This is a genomic window from Patescibacteria group bacterium (genome assembly GCA_041671645.1).
GTDB lineage: Bacteria > Patescibacteriota > UBA1384 > XYA2-FULL-43-10 > 1-14-0-10-43-13 > JBAZBD01.
This window is the reverse complement of record JBAZBD010000001.1, coordinates 1-15,738: the sequence shown is the minus strand read 5'-3', so window position 1 is coordinate 15,738 and position 15,738 is coordinate 1. Positions and strand designations below refer to the sequence as shown.

The following is a 15,738-nucleotide window of genomic DNA, read 5'->3' as shown; positions in this document are numbered from 1 at the left end:
ATAATTGTGAGGGGATAATATGCAGGTAAAAAATAAAATATTTCTAGTTACGGGCGCTGGCGGCGGAATCGGCACCGAGTTGTGCCTTGCTTTGCTTGAGCGCGGAGCCAAAGTTGCAGCTGTTGATTTGCGCGATGAGGGATTAGACAAATTAAAAGAATCGGCCGGTGATAAGGCTGAACGTCTGACGACACATGTCCTAGATATCACGGACAGGAAAGCGGTCGAAAATTTACCCGAGGATATTATCGCCAAACAGGGCAGTATAGACGCCATTGTCAACAATGCTGGGATCATCCAGCCGTTTGTCAGAATAAATGATCTTGAATATGACGCGATCGACAAGGTTATGAAAGTCAACTTCTTTGGCACACTATATATAACCAAAACTTTTCTTCCATTACTTCTCAAAAGACCAGAAGCTCATATTGTTAATGTTTCCAGTATGGGCGGCTTCTTGCCGGTCCCTGGCCAGAGCGTCTATGGTGCGTCAAAGGCGGCAGTCAAGCTCATGACCGAAGGATTGTACGCCGAACTCTTGGACACAAATGTACACGTCTCAGTAGTTTTTCCCGGTGCTACCAACACGCATATCGCCGAAAATTCTGGGGCCGGGATGCCCAAGGCAGAGATAGATACTTCAAAACAAAAGAGCTTCCCAATGTTGTCAGCCAAAGAGGCGGCCAGAATCATCGTTGATGGAATCGAGAAGAATAAAGCTCAAATATTTACAGGAAGAGATTCAAAGATGATGGATTTTCTTTATCGGCTCAATCCTGTCTCCGCCACAAAACTGATTGCGAAGCAGATGAAATCACTTTTACCAAAATGAATAAGCAACGAAGGAAATAATTCTATGAACAATTTTGAATTACACAATCCGACTAAAATCATTTTTGGTACCGATGCCATGGAGAAGATTGGCGATAATATTCAGCCCTTTGGCAAAAAAGTGCTCGTCACTTATGGCAGTGGCAGTATCAAAAATAATGGAGTCCATCAGAAAGTAATGAGCCAGCTTAAGGATTTTGATGTTCAAGAATTCGGCGGCATCGAACCAAATCCGAGAGTAGAAACTGTTAGAGAGGTTGTCAAAAAATTTAAGGATTTTAATCCTGACTTTCTCTTGGCTGTCGGTGGCGGCAGTGTTATTGATGGTACTAAACTTTTGGCCGCTTCAATGTATTACGATGGTGACCCATGGGATTTCATGGCGAAATCAGATATCGAACCGACAAAATATATTCCATTCGGTGTGGTCTTAACCCTTTCGGCGACCGGAAGCGAGATGAACAAAGGGGCTGTTATAACAAATTGGACCACTCACGAAAAGAAAGGCTTCAAAAAAAAGCAAAATTATCCAAAATTTTCAGTAATTGATCCACAAAATACTTTTTCTTTACCCAAAGACCAGACAGCCTATGGTGTTATCGACGCATTTTCTCATGTCATGGAACAATATATGAATACAACTAAGAATGTGCCGCTTCAGGATAGGATCGGCGAAGGCATTCTCCTGACTCTTATAGAAAATGGACAAAAAGTTCTGGATGCCCCGACTGATTATGAGGCCAGGGCGAATGTTTCTTTCTGCGCTTGCATGGCGCTGAATGATTTACTCAGATCGGGAGTTGATGAAGATTGGGCGACTCACGGCATAGAGCATCAACTCAGTGCCTTCTATGATATACCGCACGCTGCCGGACTAGCTATCATTACTCCAAGATGGATGGAAGTTGTCAAAGATCAAAAAGCACAAAAGTTGGTCCAATACGGAAAAAGAATCTGGAATCTTGAGGGAAATGACGAAGAAATTATCAAAGAATCAATTACTGCTACCCATAACTTCTTTGCCTCTCTCGGTGTCAAAATGAGCTTGAAAGAGTGGAATATCTCAGACGAACATTTTCCAATTATGGTTGAGAGATTGGTCGAAAAAGGAATTGGCGAGATCCCTCTGACTGCAAAGCAAATTAGAAAAATATTAGACGACTGTTTAGCGTAATAATTGTATGAAGATATATCTAATGCGACATGGTCAGACGACAGGGGATATCGAAGACCGCTTTGGCGGTGATTATGATGATCATTTGACCGAATTGGGAAAATCACAGGCCGAGAAGCTGGCAGGCGAATTAGTTGGATTAAATATAGAAAAAATTTACTATAGCCCTCGTATCCGCGTCGCGGAAACAGCTTCTATAATCAAAAACATTACCAATATTCCAATAGAATCTATCGATGACTTGCGGGAACGAAATGCTTATGGCGTTTTAACTGGTCAAATCAAGTCAGAAGCAAAGGAAGAACACCCAGAACTCATAGAAATCCTGAAAGATCCCACGGCTACTATTTCAGGTGCCGAAGATTATGGGTCTTTTAAGGATAGGATAATCAAGATTCTCGACAATTTATCTGATTCCCAAGCTCAGCCGGTTGGTATCATAACTCATGGCGGCGTCATCAGCTGTTTCTTGCGCGAGATAATTGGCCGCGAGAGGAAGAAACTTGACGATTGTGCTCTGATCGAGCTTGATTACGATGGTAAAAAATATAATATTGTTAGGTCAAACGGCCTGGAGTTCCAAGACCTATAAATCCAGTCGGAGAGAGATTGTACCAAGCACAGTCTTTTTTGTTGCAATAAATTGAGCTTCGCTTTACAATCAGGAAGCTATGGATAATCAAGTTCAGGAAGTCAAAGATCGAGTTGATATTGTCGAGGTAATCTCGTCCTATTTGACGTTGAAAAAAGCGGGGTCTAATTTCAAGGCCAATTGTCCTTTTCATAACGAAAAGACTCCTTCGATGATGATCAGCCCAGAAAGACAAAGCTTCAAATGTTTTGGCTGTTCTGAGGGCGGAGATGTCATCACCTTCATCGAAAAAATTGAAGGCCTAGACTTCTTTAACGCCCTCAAATTATTAGCTGACAAAGCTGGGGTCCAGCTCAAAAGTGAGAAGGTCAAATTTGGTGACAAGGAATTTACTTCTGATCGCAAGACCAGAATTTACGAAATCAACGAATGGACGAAAAGGGTTTATCACAAAATCTTGACTGATCACCCGAAGGCCGAAAAAGCGAGAGAATATTTAAAAGGGAGAGGCCTAACAGTAGAGACCATTTCAGCTTTTGAAATCGGCTATGCTCCAGCTGCTTGGGATTTCCTTCTCAAATTTCTTGGGAGCAAAGGCTACACAGAAAAAGAGGCGGTCGAGGCTGGAGTGGCCGTCCAGAGCGACAATGGCAAAATATTTGATCGATTCAGAGGCAGAATCATTTTCCCAATCAGCAATATCCTGGGCAATACCGTCGCCTTCACTTCCAGAATTCTGGAGGATGACGGCAAGAGCGCTAAATATGTAAATTCATCTGAATCTCCGATCTATATTAAGGGCAAGACTATCTATGGTCTCGACAAAGCTAAGTTGCCGATCAAAGAAGCGAACCAAGCAGTTGTCGTCGAGGGCAATATGGATGTAATTGCTTGTCATCAGGCAGGATTTCGAAACACAGTCGCTTGCTCTGGCACGGCCTTGACCCTTGACCAATTGAAAATATTGACCCGTTACGGTGGCGAGATAGTCTTCTGTTTCGACGCGGACAACGCTGGCCAGACGGCGATGAAGCGAGCTGTCCGAATCGCGCTCGAAAACGATATGACGACCAAAACAATTTCAATAACAAAGCCGTATAAAGATCCGGACGATATGATCAAAAAGGATCCCTCCATTTGGAAAAAAGCTGTTGCGGAGGCTAGGCCATCACTTGAATATTGGATCGATCAATTGATCGAAAATGCGGGCAAACTTGATGTTACGGCCAAGAAGACGATCGCCAAGGAAATCTTACCAGTCGTCAAAGCGATCTTTTCTGATATTGAAAAGGAACATTATATTCGCTATCTGTCTCAGAAATTGTTAGTTTCTGAGAAGTCTCTTTCGGAGGCACTGAATAAATCCAAAACTGACCGCGAGTTTTCTCATCCAGAGGTGAAGTCAGAATTACCAGAGGCCGAGAAGCTTTCGCTTGTTGAGAGAATCCTAGGCCTTGTTTGGGCCGATCCAAGCCTAGCCAAGGAAATCGGCAACGAATTTGAGGATGTTCAATCATCAGAGAAATATCTGGTTGACCTCTTGGCAATGGTGAAGGCCAAATCAGTAGACAAGGAAAAGATAAGGCCAGAGTTTGCAGCAGAGCTCGACCAGCTCACGATTACGGTCCTAAAGGATATTGATCCAGAGGCTGATGGCGCACTCTCCGAAGAGATCAAATATTTGCTCGGGCGGCAGAGAAGCGATCAAAAAGAGACGATCAAAGATGACTTTGCCAGACGAATTCGTGAGGCTGAGCAAAAAGGGGACAAGGAACTATTGAAAAAGTTACTGCAAGAGTTCTCGACCTTGATAAAATGAGCTCAAACTGTTATTATAAGACAAGCAACATTTTTCGCTCTAATAATACAAATTAAACAGGGGCAACTGTGGATTCCGCATCACCAATAAGGCGGAACCTGCGGCTGCAAATAGTATGGCAAAGAAGATTTTTGTTCCCAAGAAAGAGGAAATCCTCGCATTCGCGCCCGAAGTTAATGAACTCTTGATGAAGGGTCGCTCCCATGGTTATATCTCCATGCAGGAGCTCCTTCAAGTTTTGCCGGAACCAGAAGAGAATCTCGAGGAAGTGGATTTGCTTTTTGACTATATGTACAGGAAAGGCATTGAGTTCAAAGAAGAGGTCGAAAAGCCAAAAGGCATCCTAGCCTCAATATTACAAGCGAAAAAGGAAAAAAGTCTGATTGAAGAGCTTGGCCTTGGCGACATTGCCGATGACTCAGTTCGTATGTATCTTCGCGAAATTGGACGGATTCCACTTCTCACCAACGAAGAAGAGGTCAAATTGGCCAAGCGAAGCGAGAAGGGCGACATCTGGGCCAAGAAAAGATTGGCTGAATCCAATTTGAGACTTGTCGTTTCAATCGCCAAGAAATATATTGGTCGCGGTCTATCATTGCTCGACCTTATCCAAGAAGGTAACACTGGTCTGATGCGAGCAGTGGACAAATTCGATTATCGCAAAGGTTTCAAATTCTCAACATATGCTACTTGGTGGATCCGCCAGGCAATCACGCGTGCTATCGCTGACCAAGCTCGCACCATTCGTATTCCTGTCCACATGATTGAAACTATCAACAAGCTTATTCGTGTTCAGCGTCAGCTAGTCCAAGATCTTGGTCGCGAACCTACTCCAGAAGAGATCGCTCAGGAATTGGGATTGGATGTCGACAAAGTTGAGCACATTATCAAGATTTCCCAGGAAACAGTTTCTTTGGAGGCACCAGTTGGCGAAGAAGAAGACTCACGACTCGGCGACTTCATCGAAGATACCAAGCACGCTTCGCCGGAAGAGCAGACCTCACAACAATTGCTCAAAGACAAAATCGGAGAATTCTTGAGTTTCTTGGCCCCAAGGGAGCAGAAAATCTTGAAAATGCGTTTCGGACTCGAAGATGGTCGCACTCACACTCTCGAAGAAGTCGGTCAGGAATTTGGCGTCACTCGTGAACGTATCCGACAGATCGAGGCCAAAGCTCTCTCGAAATTGAAGAAGGCTGAGAGATCCACTGATCTCGAAGAATATTTGCAGGGTTAAAAATGTCTGTTCTTTTGATATAATCAAAGAAATAATCAGGGAGGAATTGTGGGAAACGAAGAAGAACTACTCGGTCTCAAAGCAGACCTTGCCGCTGGCAAGAGTGTCCCTGCTTTAGTTGACGCGTTGAAAGCCAAGGGTTATCCCGAGGCGGCGATAAACGAACTAATCCAAAAAGCATTTCAGACCCAAACGGTTGAGAAAGATGCCAAAGGCGCAAACGGCTCCAATGTGAAACGTCGAATCGATCCAGCCAAAGCTTTTGTCTGGCTTGGGATTATTCTGATCCTCTCAGCAGTAATCGCTGCAATTGCGGCAAATTGGTCCGGCGCCACGCCGTGGCTCAAGGTTCTCTACACTGCTGTTCCGATGATCATATTTTACGTGCTGTCTTTTTTCCTAGCCAGAAACGAGGAGACCAAAATTTACGAGAGATTAACTTTTGTTACTGCATCTTTGCTTCTACCAGTATCGGTCGGGACTACGCTCTATGAATTTGGAGTTTACAAAGATCTAAATTCCCATTTCGTCGCAATTTGTACCGGATTGGCGGCCGCCTATTTCCTGTTTTTCGAATTCTATGCCAAGCGAAGTTATCTTTCTCTCCTGTCGATACTGTCGCTCTATGTTACTTTTGAGGCAATTCTTTTCAACTGGAGTCTAAACAACGAATTCGCATCGGGCTGGTGTACTATTGGATTTTCTCTTCTAATTTTGGTCGTTGGCGTTTTGCTGAAAAACAAAGATCGATCAAAGGATACTTATCTCGCTACCGGCACAGTTTTATCCCTTGTGGGCCTGCCCATCATGATTTATCAAACAATCGATAAGTATACTGACTCACTGCCGTTTGAATCCCCATTTTTCTTTGTTGCCGCTGTCGGTCTTCTGTATCTCATGGTCGCGCACATTTACAATTCTTATAGCGAGAAGCTAGGTGGAGACGAATTAATCTATAATTTGAAACGCCTTGTCGAAGAAGTGGCTGTTCCGCTCGTCGTTTTACCTATCGTTTTTCTGGGAACGTCTGATAGTTTGAGACATTACTATTTATTCATCTCTCTTTTCCTCGGTATTGGTGCTATCTTGGCCGCGGCTAGGCTCAAAATCAAATCTCTCCCGCTCAGCGGAGGGTTTATGATTCTGATTTCTGTCTTGACGCTAGCTAGCGATTTCTTTCACGATTCAGCCAAATGGCCACTGTTGGTCATAATCTTTGGCTTCCTATCAATCGCTTTGGGTCTTTGGATCAGGAGAATCTACAAGGATCAGGAGAGCTTAGATTTGTTCTGGGGTCTGGGACAGGACGTAGAGAGAGAAAACAAAATAGCGCACAAGGCTACCTGGTGGTCAGTCTTGCTCACGATCATCGTAGTCTGGTTTATTATTGGTACTGCTGCCAGCTTTATTATGGGCGCTGGCATGCGCTAACGGCCTCAAGCCTTAAGATTTTTTATCTTGAACTCTTGCGCCAGCCGGCCGCTACGGCCTCTTCTTCGCTGCAAAACCAGTGTTCGCCTGGCTCCGATATTTTAGTTCTGTCGTAAAAAGAGCCGCCCGGGACATGATAGATCTTGCCGCTTGAACTAATATTTCCCTTGATCAGACAGCCCGGTGGAGGATCGGCCGGCGGAGTCGGCTCTACAACCTTCTCTGGCTTTGTCGGTTCTGCCGGAGTTGCGGCAGAATTATTCTGCGATACCGTGCTTGGCGCTGCCTCTGTTTGTTGGGCTGGAGCAACGGCAGACGCTACGCAAATATTGGATGACCAGAGGCCTTTGCTAGTAGATTTTGCCCGAGATTCGGCCGATTTAAATTCAGCTCGATATTTATAATTTTGATTGCTGTAAGTGTATTCGTGGGCAAATCCGTTTTCGACCATATACTGATTAAAATTAGTCTCATCTACAAAAATATAACCAAGAAGTCGGTTATATTTGTCTCTCTCGCCCGAAACAGGATCGCTTTCGAGCTTAATCTTCTTCCCCTTTAGCATTTTATCCGCTTCGGATTTGGCCAGATTAGCAAAGCATTTTTGTTTCTGGTCGGTGCTACTTAGCTCCTCTGAATCGATTCCTATTAATCTGACGCTCTCTGTTTTCCCATCAAAATTTATTTTAACCGTGTCGCCGTCGATAATACTCGTAACATCATACAAAGTAAGATCTTTGTCAGTTTCGCTCTCCCCAGTTTGGGCCGAGGCGACTGTGCCATCGTCTGCTTCTGCGGATTCAGAGGCTTCATCCTTATTCGTGTCAGTGGTGATTTGAGACGAATTGGAACCAGAGCTAGCAGTGTTGGCCTTGATCTGCCGATTATTTAGCAAGTTAGCCAACAACAAAACAATGATTACGACACCGATTAGATAAACCCCTGTTTGCCTTATCCAATTTCTCATTTCACAATAATTATATACTTATCAGGTAATTCTTTACACCAGGCCTCTTTTTTGCTATTATTTCTGTGTTCAACTTGATCCCCGATAGCTCTCCGCCAGCTGGCGGAGGCAGAGCGCTTAAACTTATGTTGCCATATGTTTATTGTGTATGCAATTTACAATCATGACCACGATAAAATCTATATCGGCCAAACTAATAATTTGGAATTACGATTAGAGGCCCATCGGAGTAAAACATTTGTAACTAGTTATACGTCTAGATTTAACGGCGAATGGCTGTTGATCTACACAGAAAAGATTGCGACCCTAGGTGAAGCTTTAAAAAGAGAAAAACAGTTAAAGAGTTTCCGAGGTAGGGAATTCATCAGACAATTTATAAAAAGATAAGTATCAATAAGTACTTATGCTCCCCGATAGCTCAATTGGCAGAGCGCTTCGCTGTTAACGAAGATGTTACTGGTTCGAGTCCAGTTCGGGGAGCCATAAGTACTTATTTTTTTATACCCCGGTAGCTCTCCGCCAACTGGCGGAGGCAGAGCGCTTCGCTGTTAACGAATCCGCCAACCGGCGGAGTTACTGGTTCGAGTCCAGTTCGGGGAGCCAAAGAAAACGCACCATGAAAATGGTGTTTTTTCTTTGGCCAATATTTCGGTACAAAAAAACTCCCAGTTTTTATGCTGGGAGTTTTTGCGAGCAATGAACAAAAGTTATTTAACTAATGTAACATTGACTGCGTTGAGACCTTTTGGAGAATCTTCAGACTCGAAAGAGACGGTGTCTCCTTCGGCGAAAGTGTCAAAATTATCTACGCAAGAGTTTTTGTGAAAAAATAAATCTTTTCCCAACTCTGGAGAAGTAATAAAGCCAAATCCCTTGTCTGTCAATTTTTTGATTGTACCTGTCATAGTTTTTATGCTTGTTTATGTTGTTTTAGAATTGAATCTATCGGAGGGACTCGACTATTTCCCTAAAATTATTCTATTTGATAATAACAGAAATTAAGTTAAAAGTCAATCGTAGCGGCGTGCACCCCATTTTTGTAAGAGCGGTGGGCTCGAACTGTTCAGCATTTTCGGTTATTATGATTGCAAGATTAACAATGGATCAATATGCCAGAAAAAGCAACGGGTTTGGGGTTAGACGGTTCTAACGTAATCACTGATAAAGATAATCATGATGAGAGCGCTGAAAATATTAAAGCACAGGAGACAGTTCGCAAGCTAGAAGGATTCTACAATGAAGGGATGAGCATCGTCTCTAAATTTTCGGAAACCCAAGACGAGACAACAAGAAAAGAATTGATGAATCAGGCAATCGGACTAACCAAGCAGATACAAGAACTCATTACGGAACGGCCAGACATAAATGTTGGTATTTCAGAATCAAATATTGAAGATACTGTCGATATACTTTATGAAGCAATCAAGGGCGATGTCGATGGCAACTATGCGATGGAAGATGAATTTAATCTGTGGATAGTAAAGAAATGCTATGAGTCTATAAGAGACATCGTATTGTTAGAAAGAACAAAGGGAAATAGGATCTCTGTCTCTATTCAAAAGAAAAAAATTTCAGAAGAGGTAGACAAAACAAATTCAGAAATAAAAGCTAATGTCGGGGAAGAAACGGTTGTAGTCCCAGACCCTGTTGGTCAAACTACGGAACAAACCGCCGAGGGCCCCAACCAAGACATTATCGATACTCTTCAGGAAATTAGAGACATGGCTGACGCAGTTTATACCGATTATAAAAACTATGATGCAAGACACTTAATCAAGATAGACGTAGAGAATCTAAAAGCTTTTAGTTTCGATTCTGATGATTTAGAAAGATTACAAGAAATCATGCGATGGACCGACGAGCTAGCAAAAAGTGGCAGTGATTGGACCGAAAGATTGGAAACAAAGAAAATGATTGGGGGGTACATCCACGACTTAGAAATCTCCGCGAAAAACATTAAGTAGTTAAGCAATCCATAGCTCGAACGGTTAGGAATTTTAGGTTATTATGATTGCAAGATTAACAATGGGCAAAAATGAATGAATTCTATTCTCCTATCAAAGATCCTAATGCTGTTGAAGAGCAAGAATTAGGCAAGAACTCACCGATACCTCTCATGGCCGAGAAGGACGCGAACGGCGAGCCGATACCGGGCGAGGCGCAATGGCTCACTCTAAAAGCTGAGGGCCGAGTTGTCGAGGGCAAGATGTTCCAGCCAGCAGGCGGGAGCAAGAAACTAGTCTTTTTCGAGCCGGGTATGCCGGGAGATAGCAATACTTGGATGGAGGGCAAGCACGTGCCGAAATTAGTTGAGGCAGGCTATGCTGTCTTTTGCGCCAGACACTCTGGATCTCAAATTAATTCTGAAAGATCGCCAGAGCTAATTAAATGTCCCGAAAGAATTGAAGCCGGCAAGGTGCAAGGCCAGGAGTATATCGGCGGAGATGAGCCTGCAACGGTAGAGGACATCGATCGCGAGCCGGAGATTGCCCTCAAGGCGTTATCGGCAGATTTTGATGAAATTTACTTGGTCGGTCACTCCAGCGGGGCGGCCGCAGAGCTTTATTCGATGACTAATTTGCCAGGAGAGATCACTGACAAGATCAGGAGTTTTACCTCCTTATCTGGTTTTATCGGTGAATATGATCATGAAGCCGATACTTTCGACAGAGAGGGTCGCTTTGACAGCGAGGGCTTGAGAAAATATTATGAATATTGCAATCAGTATTTGAATATGGGGGATGCTGGACACAATGTTGAATTGGCGAAATCCGTTCTCGAGCGGATTTACAGCCATCCTTTGCCAGAGCATATCCAAGTCAATCTGATTACTTCGCCAAAAGACGAATATGTCACGCCCGATCAGGCAGGAGGTTACCACGATTTTATTGGCCGTGGGCTAAGAGTTAGAGACAAGACGCAGGATCGTCCCGATTATCATGATCTAAAGAATCTTACTCCAGAGACCTTGATAAGACTGATTGAGATTTATCATCCGGAGAGCACGCACAATGTTACAGTTGGAAACAAAAATAGAGATCCCTTTGATAACAAGTCATAACGAAACCGAAAGGATACATCATGTCAGAAGGCGAAAAGAAAAAGTTTAAATTCAATTGGAAAGAGTACGCCAAAACCTGGGGAAGCTACACCCCTCCAGCCCATCCAGCCGAGTCAGACATCAGAGTCATCGAGGTTTGGGTCAAGAAATTTATCGATGAAAACGGCAAAAGCCCAACTGTCATGATCCTTGGGGTCACGCCAGAGTTTCGTGATTTATTCTCGCAATATAACTGCCCTGTTACTCTTGTCGATATCACGCCTGAGATGAAGATGGCTATGGACACGTTGCTCAAGGAGTCACTCAACAAAGCGGAGGTTTTCGTAGAGGTAGACTGGCTTCTCTTGGATCAAAAACTGGAGAAGAACAGTTTTGATCTCGCGATCGGTGATTGCGTTACCAATAATATAGATTATCGGAACCGTGATAGATTCCTGGAAGGCATCGAATCTGTTCTAAAGCCTGGTGGGTATTTCATTTCGAGAAATTATCTAGCGCTAGAAAAGAAGATGACGCTGGAAGAGATTCTTCATCAATATGACGACCAGGATGAGGCAAATTATACGGTCATGTGGTGCGATTTTCTCTTCAACCTGACTTGGAACGAAGAGACCAGGACGATCGATAATCAAAAAATTGCCGAATTGACCAAAGACGCTGGCCCCCAATATGCAAAACTATTAGAGAACTATTTCAAAGCCTTCCCACCCTTTGAGAAGATCTGGACTATGCCCAGCGTCGAGGAACAAAATGAGGAGTACAAAAGATTCTTTGAGATAGAGAAAATTGTTCACAACGACGATTATGCCTACGCCGAAATCTGCCCAATATATTTCCTGAAGAAAAACCCCTAGGTCTGACATATTCTGATCGGCCGCCTCTTGCAGGGGCTGGCAACGCCGCCGGCCTCTTTTATGCTTGACTATATAAGTTTTTTGGTTTATAATATGCGGCATGGAGGGTAGTGCAATGAAGAAATGGCTACCGTTAATAGGTTATCTTGTGGTTGTAGTTCTCGGCGCTTTTATCTTTTCCGCTTGGCGGGAAAAAGTGGAAGCGGCTCGGCCGGCTACCGTACTCCGGTACGACAACGTGGTCCGTGTGCTTATGCACGAGCCAAATTATTTTTCTTTGTATACTGAACAGACCGACTCAAAAATTCTTGGTTACCAAGAATTCAGCGACTGTTCGTTTACAGAAATTATCGCAGATGTCCCGCCTGGCGAAAAAATGTGGGCGTTGAAGACTGAAATTAAGGGGACGCCTACTAAGTGGCTCCTTCAAATTCATATTCATTCGCCGAAGGACATAAACGGCGCGGGGTGGGATCACGGCAAATATGGCCGCGGCCAAACCGTACCGATAGAGTAATTCTCGACCTGTCTCCAAATTTTGGAGGCAGGTTATTTTATTGTTAGAGCGGTCTTCAAAATTTGCGAAAGACAGATCAGAGTGTTATCTTATAAACAATTATTAGTTTTAGGGAAAGGAAGTCAAAATGACGATGAGCGATATGGGCGGGCCGGGTCCGACCGATGGCAGCGATCTGCCAGTAGTCCTAACTGGAGAAGACACAGATATTCTCCCCGAAGGAGAACACAAGGTCAGCGTAGATCTTTTGGAGACTCCAACTGACAGTGTTATAGATTTACAATCGGCAAAATCTTACCTGCCCGAAGTCATCTCCTCACAGCTAAAGTCTAGTATAATCAGTGAGAAGAATCTAATTAGGATAGGCATTGACGCCTATAAAATTGCTGAAGGCCTTAGAGCGAATAATCCAGAGAACAAAACTCCAGAAAAGCTTGTCGGTGACTTTGCCAGACTTCCGCTAATAGAGCAGAGCAAAATTGTGAAAGGGCTGTCAGAGAATTCGACTGGTGGTAGCTTCCACGACTCCTGTCTATTGGCGATCGATTTTTTGCACCAAGGCTAGGCCAGCAAATTTCAACATAAAAATATTGCCTTTTGGCGATATTTTTATGTCTCCCAACCGTAATTATTTATTTTGTCTTTTTGAGCCTAAAAGGATTCTTCTAAACTCTTCCATTGATATCAAATTCCAAGTATAATTAGGTCATTACAAAATAAGATTGAGGGGAATGGATTTAAGGCAAGAATTGAACATTGCTAGCCTCGACAAGGAGATCCACCGGATACAGCGAAGTACCCGTACTTTGTGGCGCCATTTTCGTCCACTGCACAACCATCTGCGGATGAAATTCAGGTGGTACTACAAGTGGCATTTGAACCCATGGGCTCATGCTCTCCACTGGTCGGCTCTCGGACTTTACCTAGTCGGTATCGCAGTTTTTGGTTACACATTTTTCCAACACCCGACCGAAACGAAGGCCGCTTCACAAAGGAGTTGGGCGACAGGGGAGGCATGGAAAGAATGGAAGACAAAGGGCCTGAAAGACAAAGACGACAAGCTTATTCTGAACTCCAAGAAGTCTGAAGGCACGGCGACACTTACGTTTAATCCGCTTGAGGCGGAGGTAGTGGACTGGCTTTCTAGCGAAACTATCGCGACCGGATCGATCAAAAGTGAATTTTCGACCGATGATGTTCTGTGGAGCACCAATATTGGAGATGTATCTGACTCCAAATCATTATATGTTCGTCTGACGTTTAATGCTGATGAAAAAAATGAAACTGAATTATCATCGTTCGCTCTCAATTATTCTCGGTATCCAGCCACTCCGGATGGGTTGACAGTGGTGACCAGAAAATCGATCTTTGGTTCTAGACATATTTTAGAAGCCGGAGCTTTTTCTGACCCGGATGGGGATAATCATGCGGCCTCTCAATGGGAAGTTACGAATAGAGCAGGTGATTACACTAATCCCATAATTGAATCTGGCCCTAGGGTTGATGGCAATCTGCTTAACTTTACGCTACCTATAAATCTAGCCGAGGGAACTTATTATTTTCGTGTCAGGTACCAAGATTCTGTCGGTGCTTGGTCACTCTGGAGCAAAGATTGCGCTTTAAATGTCGTCAGAGAAAACAAAAATTTGGTTGTCACAGCAAATAGCGGTATTCAACCCTCTCAGGATGAAAATGAGGTTGTCGGAAGAAGAACGGAAAAATCCAAAACTATCGACAACAAAGATGGCACCGAGACCTTAGAATCATACCCGGGCGTTATCCATTATAAGGAAGATTATTCTAAATCTGATTCTCCTTGGCTCGATATTAATTCAAATCATCTGGTAGATAGCTCCGAATATGTTCTATTTGATCAGATGCCTTCAACCGTTAAAGTTTTCAAGGACAAAATCGGTTATGAAATTGAATCGCGTAAAACTGGTGACAAATATACCATTTCTCTGAAAGATATTGATGGCAATCCAGTTTTATCTAAGTCTAGGGGCAGTGACAATAAAGTCGCTTGGGCAGACATTAACACCCCAGAACAGAGAGAGGCGGAGGATACTAGAAACGCTCTCGCCAAGTGGATTTCTCCACAAGTTCTGGCTGAGCAAGCGTCTTTTGACGACGGCAATCTAAAATTTGAATTTGAGATTGGTGAGTATGGTGTTCGTCTCTGGAAGACAATCACTGGCGTCGACGCACCACAAAATTTTAAATGGCAGATCGATCGTGTTGAAGGAATCAAAAGCTCCGGCGGGTCTGATTTGGTATTTCGGGACAAACCTGAGGCCTTCGAGATAGTGGACGGCAAAGAAGACCGTCAGAGACAAGTCAAGATTGATGCTCGAAAAATGAGCGGTGACTTAACCTCAGCTTTTACTTGGCAGGAGACCGCCCCTCAATCTGATATCAAGATTGATACCGACGTGACATATCGTCCGGACCCGGATCCAGAAACGAGCTCCGTTGACGGCTATCTTTCAGCTAGTGGGGCAGGTACTTGGGCCGCTGCTCGTGATGCTGTTGATGCGACAATCATCGAAGATTACACTACTGCTGCTTGGGCTGATTTCATCATGAACTATGATAACGCTAATTTTAACACCGATAGGACAATTTTCACATTCGACGCTTCACCTATTTTGGGCGCCACAGTAACGAGTGCAACCTTTTCTGCCTATGGAAACGGTAGCAATTCGAATTACAATGCCGCCGATCCTGATATAAATTTGTATAGTTCTGCGCCAGCCTCCAATACGGGCTTGGTCGCTTCTGACTATTCAACTCTTGGAACAACTGCATACTCCGATCCGATTGCTTACGCTAGCTTTGCAACTGCGTACAACAATTTTGCTCTTAACGCCGCAGGTCTCTCTGGGGTTCAGACTGAAATAAACGCGAACGGTATGGTCCGTCTGGGCCTAAGAAACGCAAATTACGATGTTGCCGACATCTCTCCATCGACTATACCCGGAGAGCCTCACGGTGGCGGTGTTAGTATATATATGTCAGAAGAACCAGGCACAGACTTTGATCCAAAGCTAAGTATAACTTATGCAGCTGCTGGCAGTCATATCTCTGGTATTGCTTATGATAATAATATTCAATCAGGTGTACATCTCGGAGCTGGGGTTCCTATTTCCCTTTCCGTAAATGGTGGAGCCAAGCAGACAGTCACAACCAATGCGAGCGGCGTTTTTGACTTCACTGCGACGGGACTTGCTGCAGATTTGCCGATTACAATATTTA

General features: G+C 43.8%; 15 protein-coding genes and 2 tRNA genes. 15 read left to right on the top strand and 2 right to left on the bottom strand.

The genetic code is table 11. From position 1 onward, the window contains the following. The first annotated feature begins 19 nt into the window (after positions 1–19). From WC227_00085 to WC227_00060, 6 genes are all read left to right on the top strand, one after another. Positions 20–832: an SDR family oxidoreductase gene (locus tag WC227_00085; protein MFA6963104.1), complete on the top strand. Its 813-nt coding sequence runs from the start codon at positions 20–22 to the stop codon at positions 830–832. A 24-nt stretch (positions 833–856) separates the two neighbouring features. Next, positions 857–2,005: an iron-containing alcohol dehydrogenase gene (locus WC227_00080; GenBank protein ID MFA6963103.1), complete on the top strand. Its 1,149-nt coding sequence runs from the start codon at positions 857–859 to the stop codon at positions 2,003–2,005. A gap of 7 nt (positions 2,006–2,012) precedes the next feature. Continuing rightward, positions 2,013–2,597 carry a histidine phosphatase family protein gene (locus WC227_00075; protein MFA6963102.1) on the top strand — a complete coding sequence of 195 codons (585 nt, stop codon included), beginning with the start codon at positions 2,013–2,015 and terminating at the stop codon, positions 2,595–2,597. Between the two features lie 79 nt (positions 2,598–2,676). Further along, the gene (gene dnaG, locus WC227_00070) at positions 2,677–4,416 is read left to right on the top strand and encodes a DNA primase (GenBank protein ID MFA6963101.1); all 1,740 of its coding nucleotides are present in this window, start codon (positions 2,677–2,679) and stop codon (positions 4,414–4,416) included. A gap of 115 nt (positions 4,417–4,531) precedes the next feature. Next, on the top strand, positions 4,532–5,653 hold the full coding sequence (gene rpoD / locus WC227_00065; protein ID MFA6963100.1) for an RNA polymerase sigma factor RpoD: 1,122 nt from the start codon (positions 4,532–4,534) through the stop codon (positions 5,651–5,653). 48 nt (positions 5,654–5,701) lie between these two features. Next, positions 5,702–7,084, top strand: a complete 1,383-nt coding sequence (locus WC227_00060; protein MFA6963099.1) for a DUF2157 domain-containing protein — start codon at positions 5,702–5,704, stop codon at positions 7,082–7,084. 22 nt (positions 7,085–7,106) lie between these two features. On the opposite strand, the gene WC227_00055 is transcribed toward WC227_00060, so the two are convergent. Continuing rightward, entirely contained in the window at positions 7,107–8,051 is a 945-nt protein-coding gene (locus WC227_00055; GenBank protein ID MFA6963098.1) for a thermonuclease family protein, read from the bottom strand. A gap of 135 nt (positions 8,052–8,186) precedes the next feature. Between WC227_00055 and WC227_00050 the strand changes: the two genes are divergently transcribed. The 3 genes from WC227_00050 to WC227_00040 all read left to right on the top strand — a co-directional run bounded on the left by WC227_00050 (position 8,187) and on the right by WC227_00040 (position 8,654). Then, a complete protein-coding gene (locus WC227_00050; protein MFA6963097.1) occupies positions 8,187–8,438 on the top strand; it encodes a GIY-YIG nuclease family protein in 252 nt (83 codons plus the stop codon). Positions 8,439–8,458: 20 nt separating this feature from the next. Next, positions 8,459–8,534 (top strand) — tRNA-Asn (locus tag WC227_00045). A 19-nt stretch (positions 8,535–8,553) separates the two neighbouring features. Then, positions 8,554–8,654: transfer RNA gene (locus tag WC227_00040), tRNA-Asn, on the top strand. Between the two features lie 104 nt (positions 8,655–8,758). Here the strand turns inward: WC227_00040 and WC227_00035 are convergent. Next, positions 8,759–8,956 (bottom strand): cold shock domain-containing protein, encoded by a 198-nt coding sequence (locus WC227_00035; protein ID MFA6963096.1) that lies wholly within the window; start codon positions 8,954–8,956, stop codon positions 8,759–8,761. Positions 8,957–9,160: 204 nt separating this feature from the next. Between WC227_00035 and WC227_00030 the strand changes: the two genes are divergently transcribed. From WC227_00030 to WC227_00005, 6 genes are all read left to right on the top strand, one after another. Next, on the top strand, positions 9,161–10,015 hold the full coding sequence (locus WC227_00030) for a hypothetical protein (GenBank protein MFA6963095.1): 855 nt from the start codon (positions 9,161–9,163) through the stop codon (positions 10,013–10,015). Positions 10,016–10,086: 71 nt separating this feature from the next. Next, on the top strand, positions 10,087–11,112 hold the full coding sequence (locus WC227_00025; protein ID MFA6963094.1) for an alpha/beta fold hydrolase: 1,026 nt from the start codon (positions 10,087–10,089) through the stop codon (positions 11,110–11,112). A 20-nt stretch (positions 11,113–11,132) separates the two neighbouring features. Further along, complete coding sequence (locus tag WC227_00020; GenBank protein ID MFA6963093.1) at positions 11,133–11,966, top strand: methyltransferase domain-containing protein; 834 nt, start codon at positions 11,133–11,135, stop codon at positions 11,964–11,966. A gap of 115 nt (positions 11,967–12,081) precedes the next feature. Continuing rightward, positions 12,082–12,483 (top strand): hypothetical protein, encoded by a 402-nt coding sequence (locus WC227_00015; protein ID MFA6963092.1) that lies wholly within the window; start codon positions 12,082–12,084, stop codon positions 12,481–12,483. A gap of 127 nt (positions 12,484–12,610) precedes the next feature. Then, positions 12,611–13,048 carry a hypothetical protein gene (locus WC227_00010; protein ID MFA6963091.1) on the top strand — a complete coding sequence of 146 codons (438 nt, stop codon included), beginning with the start codon at positions 12,611–12,613 and terminating at the stop codon, positions 13,046–13,048. A gap of 166 nt (positions 13,049–13,214) precedes the next feature. Further along, positions 13,215–15,738: hypothetical protein (locus tag WC227_00005; GenBank protein ID MFA6963090.1), on the top strand; the 2,524-nt coding region annotated here is incomplete at its 3' end.